12 protein-coding genes and 3 pseudogenes are annotated in these 17,165 nt (G+C 40.3%); all 15 read right to left on the bottom strand.

From position 1 onward, the window contains the following. Positions 1 to 94: 94 nt before the first annotated feature. Positions 95 to 841 carry an amino acid ABC transporter ATP-binding protein gene (locus NSQ71_RS01335; protein ID WP_066250409.1) on the bottom strand — a complete coding sequence of 249 codons (747 nt, stop codon included), beginning with the start codon at positions 839 to 841 and terminating at the stop codon, positions 95 to 97. Positions 842 to 856: 15 nt separating this feature from the next. Next, positions 857 to 1,516: an amino acid ABC transporter permease gene (locus NSQ71_RS01330; protein ID WP_063386499.1), complete on the bottom strand. Its 660-nt coding sequence runs from the start codon at positions 1,514 to 1,516 to the stop codon at positions 857 to 859. Positions 1,517 to 1,575: 59 nt separating this feature from the next. Then, the gene (locus NSQ71_RS01325; protein ID WP_063386498.1) at positions 1,576 to 2,346 is read right to left on the bottom strand and encodes an amino acid ABC transporter substrate-binding protein; all 771 of its coding nucleotides are present in this window, start codon (positions 2,344 to 2,346) and stop codon (positions 1,576 to 1,578) included. A gap of 354 nt (positions 2,347 to 2,700) precedes the next feature. Beyond that, the gene (locus NSQ71_RS01320; RefSeq protein WP_340734387.1) at positions 2,701 to 3,702 is read right to left on the bottom strand and encodes an MATE family efflux transporter; all 1,002 of its coding nucleotides are present in this window, start codon (positions 3,700 to 3,702) and stop codon (positions 2,701 to 2,703) included. After that, positions 3,630 to 3,968, bottom strand: a pseudogene (locus tag NSQ71_RS01315) (MATE family efflux transporter); the annotation flags it as partial. The pseudogene NSQ71_RS01315 and the gene NSQ71_RS01320, both read right to left, overlap by 73 nt. A 95-nt stretch (positions 3,969 to 4,063) precedes the next feature. Next, entirely contained in the window at positions 4,064 to 4,357 is a 294-nt protein-coding gene (locus NSQ71_RS01310; protein WP_063386497.1) for a metal-sensing transcriptional repressor, read from the bottom strand. Between the two features lie 408 nt (positions 4,358 to 4,765). Beyond that, the gene (locus NSQ71_RS01305) at positions 4,766 to 6,553 is read right to left on the bottom strand and encodes an L-lactate permease (RefSeq protein WP_340732466.1); all 1,788 of its coding nucleotides are present in this window, start codon (positions 6,551 to 6,553) and stop codon (positions 4,766 to 4,768) included. A gap of 209 nt (positions 6,554 to 6,762) precedes the next feature. Next, complete coding sequence (locus NSQ71_RS01300) at positions 6,763 to 7,536, bottom strand: IclR family transcriptional regulator (RefSeq protein WP_094244933.1); 774 nt, start codon at positions 7,534 to 7,536, stop codon at positions 6,763 to 6,765. A 160-nt stretch (positions 7,537 to 7,696) separates the two neighbouring features. Then, a pseudogene (locus NSQ71_RS01295) lies at positions 7,697 to 8,218 on the bottom strand (fumarylacetoacetate hydrolase family protein); the annotation flags it as partial. Positions 8,219 to 8,489: 271 nt separating this feature from the next. Beyond that, the gene (locus NSQ71_RS01290; protein ID WP_340732463.1) at positions 8,490 to 10,673 is read right to left on the bottom strand and encodes a malate synthase G; all 2,184 of its coding nucleotides are present in this window, start codon (positions 10,671 to 10,673) and stop codon (positions 8,490 to 8,492) included. 124 nt (positions 10,674 to 10,797) lie between these two features. Then, positions 10,798 to 12,255 (bottom strand): FAD-binding oxidoreductase, encoded by a 1,458-nt coding sequence (locus NSQ71_RS01285; protein ID WP_094244931.1) that lies wholly within the window; start codon positions 12,253 to 12,255, stop codon positions 10,798 to 10,800. Next, positions 12,246 to 13,613 (bottom strand): (Fe-S)-binding protein, encoded by a 1,368-nt coding sequence (locus tag NSQ71_RS01280; protein WP_066250396.1) that lies wholly within the window; start codon positions 13,611 to 13,613, stop codon positions 12,246 to 12,248. The genes NSQ71_RS01285 and NSQ71_RS01280 overlap by 10 nt, the downstream gene beginning before the upstream one ends. A 2-nt stretch (positions 13,614 to 13,615) precedes the next feature. Beyond that, entirely contained in the window at positions 13,616 to 14,887 is a 1,272-nt protein-coding gene (locus NSQ71_RS01275) for an FAD-binding oxidoreductase (RefSeq protein ID WP_130157041.1), read from the bottom strand. Between the two features lie 638 nt (positions 14,888 to 15,525). Continuing rightward, positions 15,526 to 15,750, bottom strand: a pseudogene (locus tag NSQ71_RS18440) (YbfB/YjiJ family MFS transporter); the annotation flags it as partial. Positions 15,751 to 15,975: 225 nt separating this feature from the next. Continuing rightward, positions 15,976 to 17,061 (bottom strand): NAD(P)H-dependent flavin oxidoreductase, encoded by a 1,086-nt coding sequence (locus NSQ71_RS01270; protein WP_063386490.1) that lies wholly within the window; start codon positions 17,059 to 17,061, stop codon positions 15,976 to 15,978. Positions 17,062 to 17,165: the final 104 nt, after the last annotated feature.

The following is a 17,165-nucleotide window of genomic DNA, read 5'->3' as shown; positions in this document are numbered from 1 at the left end:
GGGGTGTGCTAAAAGTACGTTTTATTTGTTGATCAGTTACTATTTATTTTAAGTAGCAAGTGTCAAGTAATCTACTAATAGACAGCGTCCCGGATTATTTCAAACTGCGGTTCAAGAAAGCTTTCGTTCGTTCAAACTTCGGGTTTGTAAAAATCTCAGTCGGAAGTCCGGATTCGATGATTTCCCCGTTGTCCATGAAAATGACTCGGTTTGCAACCTCCTTGGCGAACCCCATCTCATGTGTCACCACAATCATCGTCATGTGCTCTTCAGCCAGCTGCTTCATTACTTGCAGTACTTCGCCGGTTAACTCCGGGTCCAAGGCGGAAGTAGGTTCATCAAACAGCAGGATTTCAGGGTTCATCATAAGCGCACGAGCAATGGCGACTCTTTGTTTTTGACCGCCCGAAAGTTTTGCAGGATAAGCTGATGCCCGATCGGAGAGCCCGATTTTCTTCAGAAGTTCTGTGCTGCGTCGTTCAATTTCCGCATTTAACTCCTTCTTTACTAGCCTAGGAGCAAGTTCCAAATTTTCTTTAACCGTGAGGTGAGGAAAGAGATTGAAATGTTGGAAAACCATTCCCATCTTAGAGGTGATCCGCTTAATCTCCTGCGGTTTTGAGTAAATCCCGTCCTTCACCAAATAATCCCCGGATATACAAATGCTGCCTCCGTCAATTTCCTCAAGATGGACCAGGCTACGGAGCATTGTACTTTTACCAGAGCCAGATGGTCCGATCACAGCAATTACGTCGTTCTTGTTAACATCAAATGTTATTTGTTTTAATACATCCAACTTGCCATATGATTTTTTGAGGTTGGATACTTCAATGAGAACCACACTCACTACTCCTTTTTAATCAAATTTGAACCGTCGTTCGAGCCACTTAAAGAGAACAGTTAATAAGAGCGTCATGATCAGATAAATAATGCCTGCGATGAAGAAAGGCACGATTGTAAAATCACGGTTCACAGCAGTCTGTGCATAGTGTAATAATTCTGGTACAGCAACAGCATAGAGCAGTGCGGTATCCTTAACTAGTGTAACCGATTCGTTAGCGACGGCAGGAAGTGCGATGCGGAACATTTGTGGAAGTATGATTCTCGTCATCGTCTGCCATTTATTCAAGCCTAGGACTTGTGATGCCTCATACTGACCTTTATCAATAGCCAGCAAACCGCCGCGGAAAATCTCGGCAAAATATGCAGCATAGTTCAATATAAAACCCAAACAAGCTGCGACAAAGCGGTCTAATACCAAATAATCTCCGATCACAGGGATCATCGGCAGTCCAAAACATATAAAAAGCAGCTGAAGCAGCAATGGGGTGCCCCGCATCACATATATATAAATCTGTGTAAGCCACGATAAAGGCTTAAACCTGCTTCTTACAGCAAGTGTTAGTATGAAGCCGAGCGGAATTGACAACACAATGACGATCAAAAACAAGAGAACCGTCATCTGTGCGCCTAGCAGCATCGGCTTAATGATTGAGTTGAAATAATCTACGGACATGAAAGAATTCCTCCAACAGCAAAACAGGGTTTCTCAAGGAAATCCAAGTTTGGTCTATTTTACTTTAATACCTTATTTTCGCCAAACCACTTTTGCGAGATTTCGGCGGCAGTGCCGTCCTCATTCAGCTCATCGAGAGCTTTTTGCAGTTTATTCAGCAGTTCCTCATTACCCTTTTTAACACCAATTCCATATTCTTCTTGTGCAAGGGATTCATCGAGCAGTTTATAAGTATCTTTTTCTTTCGACATGTAATATTTAATGACAACTTCATCAATCACTACTGCATCAACACGTTTTAGCTTTAGATCCTTCAATGCCAGAACATTGTCGGCATACTCCGTAACCGTCTTGATTTTCGATTTAATCGGATTTTTATCCAACGCATCGGCTGCAGAAGACAGAGATTGAAGACCAACCACTTTGCCTTCTAGATCATCAAGTTTAGAAATGTTTGAATCAGCAAGTGTGACCACAACTTGTGCATTTTTCATATAAGGCTTTGTAAAAAGAACCTTCTTTTTGCGCTCCTCCGTAATGGTATACCCGTTCCAAATGAGATCGATCCGTCCGCTGCTTAATTCAGATTCTTTTGTTTTCCAATCGATCGGCTGAAATTTTACCTTTGTTCCCATTTTTTCGGCAGCTGCCTTGGCGTAGTCAATGTCAAACCCTACAATTTCATTATTCTCATCCCGGAACCCCATAGGTGCAAATTTATCATCTATTCCAATTACTAGCGTTTTGTCTTTTTCCTCCGATTTGGAGCATCCTATCAGGAGCGAGAATAACGCTGCCATAGTTAGAATAAACATTGCTAATCGTTTCATACTGTAGATAACCACCTTTAATTTATTTTCATTTTGTTTTTAACCTATTGCATGTCCAAAAAATTTAAATGTCCCCCGCTACTAATCACAATTAAATCATCCGTAAATGCATCTGCAATAGTTCGGACAACATTTGCATCAAATAAGCTCAAAAAAGCATAACGATAATTGCTATAAAAACGCATCTATGAAGATATCTGCGAGTGTACTTTAATTCGATAATATATTAGAGTAATAAATTAACATAAAATAAAAATAACACAACATAAAAATGAATGTCAATGGATATTTTTAGTTCATTAGCATACTAAAGTATTTGAGAATCATAGTTTTCTATACGTATAATTGTATTGTTCAATGTTTGATTTGCTTTTTAAATCTCCACCATAAAAACAGGGCTCGAATGACTTGATCGATTACAATGGATAGCCATACTCCTGCTATTCCTAAATTTAATTGGATGCCCAATACATATACACCTACAATACGAATGACCCACATGCCGACCGCTGTACTGTACATGGGGCTTTTTGTATCTCCTGCTCCTTGTAAAGCTCCAGTCAACACCAATCCCATAGCTAATGCTGGTTGGGCAAAAGCATCAATTCTTAATGCCGTAGTAACCATCTCAATAGCCTGTTTATCTGTTGTAAACCAAGTAGCAAGCCAAGGAGAAAGGAAAAACAACAGAACACCTATTATAGACATAAATAACATGGCGATATAAGTCGTCAGCATCCCATATGTATAAGCCTCTTTTTCAAGCTTTGCCCCAATATGCTGCCCTACAAGTGTTGATGCTGCCGCAGCTAAGCCATATCCTAGCATATAGGAAAATGTTTCGATATTCCCGGCAATTGTATGAGCTGCATACGTTTCCGTTCCAATTCGAACAATTAATCCAAAGTAAAGCACTTGCCCTAAACGCATAATTAAGCGTTCAATTGCTGCAGGAGCAGACAGCCTCAAAATAGGCAATGTGAATTTCTTTATATCCAAAGAAGATTTCTGAAATAAAGAAAATGATATAGACGATTTTTGAATGTAATAATAAAGAGCGATGGCTCCCAGCACTCTTACAATGACTGTCGCCCAGGCTGCTCCTGCTAAGCCCAACCCGTGAAATCCCAATAAACCAAAAATGAAAAAGTAGTCCAAAACGATATGGATGATATTAATCCACCAGCTTACTTTCATCGGTGTTTTTGTATCGCCAGCAGCTCGTAAATATTTCCAAAGATAAACATTAAAGAAATAAAAACAGACGGGACAGCTACAATCCGAAAATAAACAGAGGCGTCTACTAAAACGCTTGGTTCTGCTCCCATAATACGAAGTAAAGGTTCTGTGAAAAATAAGGTGATAAAACCAAAAAATAAACCTATAAAAAAAGAAAGAATGGTTGACTGCTTAGCAACGGCTTTTGCTTGGCCAATATTACCAGCACCGACATGACGTGCGATCAAAGAAGAAGCTCCTACTCCAACTGCCAAGAAAATGGCGATATATACGGCTAGAACAGCATTTGCCACGCCTACTGCTGTGACTTCGTTTAATCCTAATTTTGATACAAAAAGTGTGTCTACAAATCCTACCACTGTTTGCAAAATATTTTCGATCATGGCAGGAACAGCTAATGCTAGGATGATCTTAATTTTTTGTTTTGTTGATCGCTCCTGACTGATACCCTCTGGAATCATCAAAAAAGTTAATCCCCTTATCGAATGAAATTCTCTAATGCTTTTTTTAAATCGTTTAATACTTGTTCCTCATTTCCTTGATGAACAGCATTTACTAGACAATTCTCCATATGATCAACAAAAATTACTTTTGCTGCGTTATCTAACGCTTTCCTTACAGCCGCAATTTGCAGAAGAATTTCAGGACAGTCTCTTCCTTCTATCGCCATTTCTTTAATGGAACGAACATGTCCCTCAATTCGCGCTAATCGATTAATGACCTGCTTGCGATATTTATGTTCATGATTTTGATGATGGTGGTTTTGACACATATTTCATTCCTCCTTATTATGATAGTATCCCCCCAGGGGGGATATGTCACTTTAAATTTTTTTCACCTTTTCAAAATATAAATATGTTGTTCAATCATAGTTAACATAATAGTCACAAAAACCCCTTTAGGCTCCAAGGGGTTTCTTATTGATGTAAACTTCGTTGATATTTACGTGCAACCAAGCACATCTTATATCTGCATAGAAAAAGCTGGATTTTAATATAGGGCGATATTGTGAGAGCAACTTTGTAAAGTATACAAGTCCTATGATCACTCTTCACAAAACATACTAAGATTAGTATGTTTTTTTGTCATAGAAAAACTCCCCTAGTGAAGGGGAGCAAATATTTTAAGACAGCCTTTACTTTTTCTTAAAAGATTATTATATCCATTCTTTTTGTTAGGATTATTGTTTTGCGCCAAATGATGACTTATTATGAGCGGGCCATGTTGCCCGTTTTTTATTTGTTGCAATGATGTAAACGGCGGCAACTGCGATCAAGACTGCAATCAAGGAACCGAGATTAAATATTCCCTTTTCGGAGTACCATACAATCGAGTATCCAATCGAACCGGCCATTAAAGCATAATACGTAAATGGGAGCAATGTTTTTCTAATAACTGCTCCTTCTTTTCCTACCAACCCGACTACTGCCGAAGCAGCGACGACATTGTGTACACAAATCATATTCCCAGCCGCACCACCTACCGCCTGCAGGGCAACAATCCAAGTGGGATCAACGCCAATTTGTGAACCTACATCGTATTGAAATAAAGAAAACATCATATTACTGACCGTGTTGCTGCCAGCTATAAAAGCGCCCAGTCCACCAATAAATGTGGAGAAAAAGGGCCAATAATTGCCCGCCAGCGCTGCTACTCCGTTCGCCAATTCAATTGGCATTTGATCATAACCTGCAGCACCGCCGCCTGAATTTAAAAACACTTGAACCATTGGAACGGTAAAAATTAGCGCGGTTGAAGCTGAGATCATCGTTTTCCCTGAATGCATCCAAGCACGTTTGTATGCGCTTCCATTCATACCGTGAATAAAAAAGGTAATCAGTGACACAACAATAAAAATTGTTCCTGGTGAATAAAGCGGTTGAAAGCTAGCCGTAATATTTGTTCCAAACATATTCCGAATCTCAATCGTCCACGCTTGCAGCCATCCGCCGATCGGAAGCGATTTCAACCTGGTCGCCACTAAAAACAGGCCAACTAAAATATACGGAGTCCAAGCGCGAATCATGCTCATCTTGCCGTTCTTGTGTGCGATATCTTTAATCTCAATTTTTCCTATCCAATCCGGATCCCATTTAGACTTTTCTTCAAAATCCCATACTTCTTCTTGAGATGGAATTAAAAAACCTTTTTTCGCAGCGGCAATAACGATTGCTAATCCGACCAAGCCGCCAACCATGGAAGGAAATTCAGGGCCAAGGACATTGGCAACGATGAGATATGGTATCGTCATTGTAAAAGCCGCAAACAAGGCAAATTTCCAAACTTTAATTCCTTCAGAAAACGACTTGTTTTTTCCAAAAAATTTGGTCATTAGGGCTACAACAAATAATGGAACAAGAGTTCCTGTTATCATATGAAGAATAGCAACTTTCGCTCCAATCAAAGTGACCAACGACAGCAAGTTATCAGTAATCGTTGCATCAGCGGATAATCCTGATTGTACGCCGACAAGAATCGGTGTGCCGACAGCACCGAATGAAACGGGTGTGCTTTGAATGACCATGCCCGCCACAACGGCTGCCATCGCTGGGAATCCCAATCCTACTAATAATGGAACAGCAACTGCAGCTGGCGTACCAAAGCCTGCGGATCCTTCAATAAACGAACCAAATAACCATGCGACAATAATTACTTGAATGCGCCGGTCTGGAGAAATATCGGTGAACCCTTGCCGGATTGTTTTAATTCCCCCACTTTCTTGCAAAGTATTTAAAAGCAAAATGGCGCCAAAAATGATGTACAATAGTGTAGCAGCTACAACCAAACCATTTATGGAGGCAGCTATTACATTGGCTGCTGATACTTTCCAAACAAAGAGCGCAAGTATGACGGCCACAACATATGAAATCGGCATCGCTTTGCTAGCTGACCATCGAAACCCAACCAAGAAAATTCCGACGATTAAAATTGGAAGAAGCGATAAAAAAGCCAACAATCCAGTACTCACAAGAGATTTTCCCCTCTCTTATTCAAAATGTAATTCACCCACATGAATGGAAAATCATTGTACACTCATTATATCTTTTATTTTTATAATTATCAATATTTTCTGAATTTTTTTATCATTAACTAATTCCTTTGTTATGTAATAATCAAACCCTTGCCCTATTTGAAAAGTTGGAGCGAAATCCAATTCAAATAAGGCGAAGGTATTACTCAAGCATATTCAACAAAACCAAGCCGAGCAGAAATTTGCTTTCCTATTTCAATCATCCGCGGCTTAAGTTGTTTGAGCCTCTCATCTGTCATTCGAATGGTTGGTCCTGATACGCTCACGGCAGCAATGACCTTCCCCAAATGATCAAAAATTGGGGCAGCAATACAACGAATCCCATATTCGTTTTCTTCTAAATCTAGTGCATATCCTTGTTGTTTTACTCGAATGAGCTCTTTCAAAAATGCATCCTTATTCGTAATCGTATTTTTCGTATGCATCGGCAACCCTTTTCTGTCAAGGATGTCTAAAACGACACTTGACGGCAAATTGGCGAGAATGGCCTTCCCTACAGAGGTGCAATGCATTGGGGCACGCTTTCCGACTTTTGAATGCATGCGCAGCGTTTCATTTCCTTCCAATTTTTCAATATAAACGACTTCTCCTTGGTCATAAACAACCAGATGGATGACTTCGTTCGTCTCATTTTCTAATTTTTGCAGGAAAGGTTTTGCTTCTTTGCGAAGATCAATCGATTCTAATAGTTTCGAACTGATTTCCAAAAATTTATACCCCAGTTTATATCGTCCTGTTTCGGAATCTTGTTCAATATAGCCGTACCGGGCAAGTGTAGATAAGATTCGATACACGGAGCTTTTGTTGATATCTATCTGATTGGCAATCTCTGTGACGCCTAAACCTTCTTTTTTTAAGCTGACAAGTTGAATAATGTCCAACGCCCTGCTTACAGACTTGACCATATTGTCTCTTTCCACAGCCGTTCACCTTCTAAAATCTTGGCGGAATTTGCTAGAGTGCAAATTCCGCCATATAAATTTTCTTGATTCCCTTATATTATGACAGGAAGAACAAAAACTGCCAAGTTCTTTCTGTTCCATTATTCACTTTATCATTTGAATACTAAGATTGTTTCCTTCATAACGTGTTAACACGTTTTTTTGCAGCAACAACGGTATTTTTTAATGTGCCGATTCCTTTCATTTCACATTCAATTACATCTCCTGCTTAAACAAAATCGGCTCCAACCGGACTTCCTGTTAAAAGGACATCACCGGGTTTAAGTGTCATGACAGATGATAAATAGGAAATCATTTTCCGAATGGAAATAATCATCAATTCCGTTGAACTATCTTGTTTTTTAACACCGTTCAACTTTGCTTCAACATGAATGCGAAATGTATCAAGTTCTGTTTCAATGACAGGGCCAAGGGGGGTAAATGTGTCAAACGATTTACCGATTGTCCAATGGCCATCTTCATGGAAAAACTGCGGCGCCGTCACGTCGTTGCCCACCGTGTACCCAAATACATAATTCAATGCTTCTGATTCCGGCACCATTTTCGTTTGTTTACCGATGACAATTGCCAGCTTAGATTCAAACTTTACCCTATCTATTCCCTCTGGAATAACAATCTGTTCTTCAGGACAAATAACGGATTTTTATGAACTTCCAGCGCCTTTTCCCGAAGGTTTTTCATACATTCAACTCCTTCATAATAAAACTTTTCATTCATAACCAAAGCCGCGCAACTAAAGATTTTGATCGGTTTTTGTGCATGGAAGATGTAGCTTTTAAATAGAAGGGGGTGTCTGATAAGTCGTTTTTACGGCTTTTTGACGCCCCCATTAATGTTTTAGAAACATTGATATATCGGTGTTGTTTTCAATGGCGATTTGACTTTCTGGACAGCACCTTCATGATGAGAAGTTATTGTTTTACAGCATATTTTGCTTTTGCTTCAAGACGGCGGCGATGCAAAATCGGTTCTGTGTAGCCGTTAGGTTGATCATAACCTTTAAATACGAGGTCACACGCAGCTTGAAATGCGACGGAACGGTCATAATCTTTTGACATCGGGCGGTAGCCAGGTTCATTTTCATTTTGCTTGTCGACTATTTTCGCCATCCGCTTAAGTGTTTCAAGAACTTGTTCTTTCGTAACAATGCCGTGATGCAGCCAGTTTGCGATATGCTGGCTTGAAATCCGCAACGTTGCCCGGTCTTCCATCAAAGCAATATTATTAATATCCGGAACTTTTGAACAGCCGATTCCTAACTCCACCCAACGAACAACATATCCTAAAATTCCTTGTGCATTATTATCTAACTCTTCTTGTATTTCTTCAGGGGTCCAATTCGGGTTTTCTGCAACCGGAATTTGTAAAATTTCATCACGGAGATCTTCAATCGTTTCAGCCAATTTGTTTTGGACATCTGTTACATTTACTTGGTGATAATGGAGAGCATGCAATGTAGCCGCTGTTGGTGATGGCACCCACGCAGTATTGCCGCCTGCTTTTAGATGGCCAATCTTTTGCCTGAGCATTTCCGCCATCATGTCCGGCATTGCCCACATGCCTTTTCCAATTTGCGCACGGCCTTGGAAGCCGCTTTGTAAACCGATATAGACGTTTGAGCGTTCATAGGCTTGCAGCCATTGAGATGTTTTCATATCATTTTTCCGAATCATCGGACCTGCTTCCATTGATGTATGGATTTCATCGCCAGTTCGGTCCAAAAACCCTGTGTTAATAAATACAACACGATCTTTTACTTCCCGAATACAAGCTTTCAAATTCAAAGTTGTGCGCCGTTCCTCATCCATCACACCAATTTTCAGCGTATTCCGTTTTAATCCCAGCAAATCTTCGACACAGTTAAATAGCAAGTTGGCAAACGCCACTTCCTCAGACCCGTGCATTTTAGGTTTTACAATGTAGATCGAACCTTTCCTGGAGTTTTCAAATTTGCCATTTCCTAAAAGGGAATGTTTAGCAATCAAACTTGTTACAACCGTATCCAATATTCCTTCTTGGATCTCTTCTCCCTCTCCAATGAGCACTGCACTATTTGTCATCAAATGCCCAACGTTACGAATGAGCATAAGTGAACGACCTGGGAGAGTGAACTTTTCTCCTGTTTTGGATGTGTATGTTCTGTCAGCATTAAGCGTACGTGTAATCGTTTTATCATTTTTTGTAAAAGTAGCTGTCAAATCTCCTTTTACGAGGCCAAGCCAATTGCGATAAACAAGCACTTTGTCTTCCGCATCCACTGCCGCCACAGAATCTTCGCAATCCATAATCGTTGTAACAGCCGCTTCCAATAGAATATCTTTAATTCCCGCATCGTCATGTTTTCCAATTGGATGGCTTCGATCGATCTGGATTTCAATATGAAGACCGTTGTTCTTCAATAAAATGGCAGATGGTTTATCCGACTCTCCTCTGTAGCCTACGAACTTTTCTCTTTCTTTAAGAGCGGTTGTCTTGCCATTCATTAAAGTGACAAGCAAATTCCCGTCTTCAACTGCGTATTGAACAGCGTCGCGGTGGAAATGTTCTTGCAACGGCACTACTTCATCAAGGAAGTTTTTCGAAAAGGCAATGACTTTTTCCCCGCGAATCGGATTATACTCTCCTTTTCGTTCAGCCCCATCTTCTTCGCTGATGACATCCGTTCCATAAAGAGCGTCATAAAGGCTTCCCCATCGGGCATTGGCGGCGTTAAGAGCGTACCGTGCGTTATTAATCGGCACTACTAACTGCGGCCCGGCTTGTAGAGCAATTTCGTCATCGACATTTTCTGTTGTAATCTTAAAGTCTTCCACTTCTTGTTCTAAATAGCCGATTTCCTGCAAAAATGATTTATAGGCTTCAAAGTTGAATTTGTTGCGATGTTCTTTGTGCCATTCGTTGATTTTTTGCTGGATTTCATCACGACGCTTAAGCAAATTTTTATTAATAGGTGTCAGTTCATAAACAAGGTTCTCAAACTGAAGCCAGAATTCATCTTTTTCCACACCGCTTCCCGGCAATGCTTCATTGTTGATAAAATCATACAAATTTTCAGCTACTTTCAAATTGCCGACTTTTACATAGTTTGTTTTCATGGGCACAATTCCTCCTTTAAATGTTATAATTTTTGTTTGTTATTACGAAACACTGTTTCGTAATTGTTTAAAAAAGGATAACATGATGATGGAATCATTTCAATAATTTTCTTAAAATTCTTTTTTATGATGCTGTAACAGATTTCCCCTCTTTTTTCACTTCCAAACAACGTCCCGGAGTTGGGAAGAGCTTCCCGGCATTTAATAAATTTTTCGGATTAAATACTTCCCGAATATCCGTTTGCGCCGCTATTTCTTCGTCGCTAAAAATGAAGCGCATCTCTTCTCTTTTCTCGATCCCTACTCCATGTTCACCTGTAATCGATCCGCCGGCATCTGCACATGCTTGCAAACAGGCGCTGCCAGCTTTTAAAGCCTTTTCTGTTTCGCCCGGTTTTCTGGCATCAAAAAGTACAAGCGGGTGCAGATTGCCATCGCCAGCATGAAAGATATTTGCGATGCGCAGACCATACTCTCGACTGATTTCGTGAATTCTGTTTAACACTTCGGGTAATTTGCTGCGGGGAATCACACCATCCTGAACTAAATAATCAGGAGAGATCGCCCCCATTGCGCCAAATCCAGTTTTGCGGTTTGCCCACCATCTAGCTCTTTCCTCTTCACTTTGTGCCACTTTTACTTCTCGAACATGATTTCTCTTGCAAACTTCTAAAATTTGATGGATTTGCTCGTCTATACCTGCGGATATTCCATCCACTTCAATGAGCAAAAGCGCTTCAATGTCTTTTGGATGGCCGACAGGAAACGCTGCCGCTTCAACCGCTTCTATTGCTATTTGATCCATCATTTCAAGGGCTGCTGGTACAATTCCGGCAGAAATAATGTCCGATACGGCTTGACTGCCATCCGCAACGCTGTCAAAATAAGCGAGCACCGTTTGCTTTGCTTCCGGGTTTTTTAAAATACGAACCGTTATTTTCGTCACAATTCCTAAAGTTCCTTCTGATCCTGTTAAAAGTCCTAATAAATCATAGCCCGGTGCATCAGGTATTCCATCCTTGCCTATTTCAATGACTTCGCCATTTGGCAATACCACTTCAAGCCCTAAAATGTGATTTGTCGTCACACCATATTTTAGACAGTGTGCACCGCCCGCATTTTCACCGACATTTCCGCCGATGGTGCAGCAATATTGGCTTGATGGATCAGGCGCATAATAATATCCTTTGTCCGAAATGGAGTTCGTCAGTTTTAAGTTGACAAATCCAGGTTCCACTACTGCACGCCTGTTTTCAAAATCAACACTTATAAGGCGTTTCATTTTTACAAGACTAATGATTACTTCCCCATTCAACGGGATCGCCCCGCCGCTGAGACCAGTTCCAGCGCCGCGGGCGAGGAACGGCAAATCATGTTCGTGGCAATATTTCACAATTTTTGCGACTTCTTCTGTATTATTCGGGAAAACGACTGCCCTCGGCAAACGACGATGAATGGTAAAGCCATCGCAATCATAAGCTAATAAATCTTCTTTTTTATACAAGATGGAACGGTTTCCTTCAACAATGTTTGCAAGGTTTTTTATATGTTTGTCATTTGTTCTTATCCCTTTTAGAGACATTCCTCTCCCTCCTTTAGCCGATCTTCTTTTTGATACGCCCAATCCAGCAGCTGTACGGTATGAACAATTTTTTGATTTCTTCCGTTTTTTTGAACACCCATCGCCATCTGCAGCATACAGCCGGGGTTTCCCATTACAATCATTTCTGCTTCTTTAGGGACATTCTTCATTTTGCTATCAAGCACTTCTTTAGCCATCTCCGGATTTGTTATATTGTAAATGCCAGCACTGCCGCAGCATCGGTCAGCATTCGCCATTTCAACCATTTCGACCCCAGGTATATCAAGAAGAAGGCTGCGAGGTTCGTCACGAATGCCCTGCCCATGAGCTAAATGGCATGCATCATGATAGACAACACGAGCCTTGATTTCGGCGATGGGCCTTTTATAACCAGTGTCATAAAGATACTTTGAAATGTCTTCCACCTTTTTTGAAAATGTTTCAGCTTTTTGGCGCCAAACGGGGTCTTCACGGAACAGCTCCGGATATTCTTTTAACATACATCCGCAACCGGCAGAATTTACAATTACTTTTTCAGCATGTTGGAATGCTTCAATATTTTGTTTCGCTAATTTTCTCCCCATTTCCCGGTCGCCTGCATGAACATGAAGAGCCCCGCAGCAAGTTTGATTTTGCGGAATCATAACGTCATTTCCATTTCGAGTTAACACGTTAATTGTTGCTTCATTAATTTCGCTGAACATGACATCCATTACGCAGCCAGTTAAAAACGCAACCGTACTCTTCGTTTCTCCTTTTGCTTTAATGACTTTTTCATGTTTGTACTTTTTCCGCACAGGCTTTTTCACTTCCGGCATGATCGCTTCCATTTCGGCTAAATGCTGCGGCATGATATTGATCAGCCCTGTTTTACGGACAAACGTTTGCATGCCGCTTTTTTGATACAATTTCAACACATTTCCTAACGTGTACAAGCGATTGTGGTGCGGAAACAAACTATGCAAAAACAGATGGCTGACCGCCTTTTTCCAGCCTTTTAACGGCATGGCTTGGCGAATTTGACCGCGCGCTTCTTCTATCAATCCCCCTACATCGACGTCCGCAGGACAAGCGGTAGTACAAGCGCGGCAATCAAGACAAGCAAAGACAGGATCCATAAAATGTTCGTTCACTTCAAGCTTTCCTTCTGCGACTGATTTAATCAAATGGACGCGTCCGCGGGGAGAATGCTGTTCCTGACCCGTGATCTCATAAGTGGGGCACGATTCTAAACACATACCGCAATGGACACAATCCGCCCATTTGTTTTCATCAGGCGGATCACTCCAAAGGTAATTGCTGAAGCTGTTGGTTTGACAGGCTGGTTCTTTGATAAGATCACTTTCATTTAATCCCATATTTAAATCCCTCCCACAAATCGCTTCGGATTGAGAATGTTGTTCGGATCAATCTTTGTTTTGATTCCTTTGAAAAGAAAGAAATATGGCGGATTTTCCCCCCAAACCTCTATTTTCTGGCGTAAAATAAACGGCAAATGTTTAATGACTGCATACCCATTGAGCTCTTTGACAAAATTCCTTAAATGCTGAATTGCTGAAATGACGTTTTCGCTGCCGCCTCTTAAAATGATTTGACACAATCCGTGGCCTAATCCACCGTGGGCTTCGATAAGCAAATTGTGCGTATCCTGTAATAAATGGCTTTCCCTAATAACTTTTAGGACATCTAAATTGACAACTCCGATTTTCAATACTGCTTCAGTCTCCCCTGTCTGATTAGACACCCTGCCATTCGGGCTGATTGTATAAAAAGATTGCCAAAACTTGCGCGCTTTCTCTTGAGCAAGAATGGTCATTTTCGTTTTAGGAGGCTGAATGCTTTTTAGAAAAGATTCTTGGTAATGAACCGAACTTTCATTATCTTCAAAACTAATGGCCAATGTATAAAATTTTTCACCCGTTAGCTTTTCAGCCAAAGACGGACTTATCAGTTCCAGTGAGACAGGTTCCATCTGCGAATCTAAAAACGCCGCGGCAAATGATCGCATTTCAGCAAAATCTCCTTCTGTAAATGATAAAAGAACATTGCTTTCATATTTTGGCAAAGGACGGAGTTTTAAAGTGATTTCCGTCAAAACCCCCAAAGTGCCCATGGAACCGACAAAAAGTTTGTTCATATCATATCCGGCGACATTTTTCACGACCTTTCCGCCTGTTCGGATGACCTTGCCATTTGGATAAACAACTCGAAGCCCGATGACTGCATCTCTGGCGGATCCATATGCCAAACGTTTGGGACCGCTTTCATTCGCAGCGATAATACCTCCGATGGTCGCATAATCCGGCCAAGCAGGATCTAGAGATATTTTTTGGTTATGTTCTTCTAAGTACTGTTGCAATTCTTGAAATGGTGTACCTGCTTTCACTGTTAATGTCATATCTCCCACTGTATGCTCGACGATTCCTTTTAGATTTGCTAAGGAAAGCAAAATATCAGCCGAATCAATTAGACCGCCAAACCCCCGCTTTGTTCCTCCGCCCACAATGGAAACGGTTTTCCCATTTTTGTTTGCATATTGCAAGATGTGTGAAATTTCGTTTTCAGTTTTTGGATAGACTGCGACTTTTCCGCCATTTCCAAGTGGATGACCTTCATTTTCCTTTACTTCCATTTGACTTTCGGGGAAAACATCTTTTAATTCTGTGTACAACTCTCCTTGGAGCAAATCAAGCACCTCCTATGTTTTGTAATAAGAAACACCGTTTCTATAAATGCGCAAAAGAGCAAGCGTTTTAAATCATTTTCTTTCAATCGACTGCAACACTTCTCTTATTACACATATTTGATATGTTATATGTTTACAATTATTAAAACACTCTTATGAAGATTTTTCAACGAATTTTTTGAATTTACAAAAAAATAAGAAAAATGAAATTCTATTAAACTTACCGTACGTCAAGATGATCTGATGTATAGCCCCCTATCTTTTTTCTCCCTGCCAATATCCTATCAACGAAAAAAAGAGACTGAATTGAAAAAGAATTTTTTATGGTCCTTTCCAAACAGCCTCTTTTGAACAAAAATTATTTTGTATCTGGAAGAAATATGGTACAAGCGGCAGCGGAAAATCTTATTATTCAGAATAGTCCAAAATGATAGCCCTCGGAAAAGAAATCCAGTTCTTGGGTAGAATAGCGCTTAAAACAACACTTAAACACGCATGCCTGGAAGTTCAAACGTTAGCTGTTTCAAAAGTACAATATATGTCATCGAACAAAGCAGCAAATTAATTGGATATTTAACAGCTGTTTATGGTTTCCACCCGTTTATACTAATGAAGAAAGGAACTAGAATACTACACAAGAAAATCCCAATCCCTACACCACTATAAAACAAACCGTTAAATATTTGCATATTATGCTTTTTCAATACTTGAAGCACTATACTAGAAACTAAGACAAAGACTACACCGCTGCTAAGGCCTGAAAAAAACCTGAACAGGTACCAAAATATATTATTTACTGACCATTCCCATGAGCAGAGTCGTAAAAATGTTCAAAGCTAAAAATATCTTTAAATAAATTGATTCATATCTTCTCAAATTAAAAAAGCTAACAAATAAAGTTCCAGCCAAATTTCCAGCCATCGATTTAGTTATATTCAAGTAGGGGAGGATAGGGGTATAAGCAAATCTTCTGATCCCCATTACAATAATCAATGCAATAATACCGCCGCATAAAGTAAGCCGCGGTTTCATAGTCATCCTTTTATTAATGGGAAGTTACTTATAATTTCTTCTATTTGATTGATGATTGTTTCGATCAGTTCGGCGGCATGCAAATTTTTGCTTAGTCGAGGATTTTGCCCGCACCAAAGCGACATCCACTCTTTATTTTTCTGTTTTGCAGCTTCTGACCGGATATCTTGGGTGAGCATATTTTGAATCGGATAAGCTGGCAAAGCATCTTCATGCTCTTTCATTTTGATGATAAATTCATTTTTTAATCCCCTTGCTGGCTTGCCGCTGAATGCTGAAGTGATTACTGCCTGTTCTTCGGTACCGTTTAATATTGCTTCTTTATGGAGTTCATTTGCTCCGCTTTCTATACAGGTAAGAAAGGCTGTTCCCATTTGAACCGCTTGCGCTCCCAATACAAGAGAAGCTAAAACTCCTCTGCCATCCATGATACCGCCAGCTGCAATAATAGGAATTGAAACATGATCCGCTACTTGCGGAATAAGGGCCATTGTTCCGATCATTGAATCATCAAAGGATCCTGCAAAACTGCCCCTATGCCCCCCAGCGTCACTGCCTTGAACGACAATCATATCCATCCCAGCCTCTTCATTCAATATGGCTTCTTTTACTGTTGTGGCTGTTCCAATTGTGACAATACCATTATTCTTTAATTGATGAATAATTTCTCTCTGAGGAATGCCAAATGTGAAGCTGCAAACGGGTACTTCATATTTTAAAACGATTTGAATTTGTTCATCAAAAACAGAAGTGTTGATTTGCGGAACATCATTCTTTTTTTCGATCCCTAACATTTGGCGGATAGGTTCCAGCAGTTGATTCGCTCTTTCAATTTCTTCTTGAATGACTGCCGGATGTTCAGGAACAAACAGATTGACACCAAATGGTTTTGAAGTCAATTCCTTTATTTTTTGAATATCCGACTCCAATTTTTCCGGCGTCATATAACCCGCCCCTATCATCCCTAGACCACCTGCATTGGATACAGCAGCAACAAGCTCGGGAGTCGTGATCCCTCCCGCCATTCCCGCTTGTATAATCGGAATTTTAATTGATAGTTTGTCTGTTATTTTTGTATGATTCCACATGCCATGTTCCTCCTTGCCTTATATACGTCAAATCTATAGGTTAACAATACAATAATCATAGCTGTTGGCATTCAATTAATAATGCCATTCATACGATTTGGTCA

Source organism: Aeribacillus sp. FSL M8-0235, assembly GCF_038000355.1.
Lineage (GTDB): Bacteria > Bacillota > Bacilli > Bacillales > Aeribacillaceae > Aeribacillus > Aeribacillus composti.
The sequence above is the reverse complement of the archived record's forward strand: the minus strand, read 5'-3'. Positions and strand labels throughout refer to the sequence as shown.

Bases quoted from the DNA above. Each gene is read 5' to 3' on its own strand.
- NSQ71_RS01330 (WP_063386499.1), bottom strand. From the start codon at position 1,516: ATGTCCGTAGATTATTTCAACTCAATCATTAAGCCGATGCTGCTAGGC.
- NSQ71_RS01325 (WP_063386498.1), bottom strand. From the start codon at position 2,346: ATGAAACGATTAGCAATGTTTATTCTAACTATGGCAGCGTTATTCTCG.
- NSQ71_RS01310 (WP_063386497.1), bottom strand. From the start codon at position 4,357: ATGTGTCAAAACCACCATCATCAAAATCATGAACATAAATATCGCAAG.
- NSQ71_RS01290 (WP_340732463.1), bottom strand. From the start codon at position 10,673: ATGAAAACAAACTATGTAAAAGTCGGCAATTTGAAAGTAGCTGAAAAT.
- NSQ71_RS01285 (WP_094244931.1), bottom strand. From the start codon at position 12,255: ATGTCTCTAAAAGGGATAAGAACAAATGACAAACATATAAAAAACCTT.
- NSQ71_RS01280 (WP_066250396.1), bottom strand. From the start codon at position 13,613: ATGGGATTAAATGAAAGTGATCTTATCAAAGAACCAGCCTGTCAAACC.
- NSQ71_RS01275 (WP_130157041.1), bottom strand. From the start codon at position 14,887: ATGGAAGTAAAGGAAAATGAAGGTCATCCACTTGGAAATGGCGGAAAA.
- NSQ71_RS01270 (WP_063386490.1), bottom strand. From the start codon at position 17,061: ATGTGGAATCATACAAAAATAACAGACAAACTATCAATTAAAATTCCG.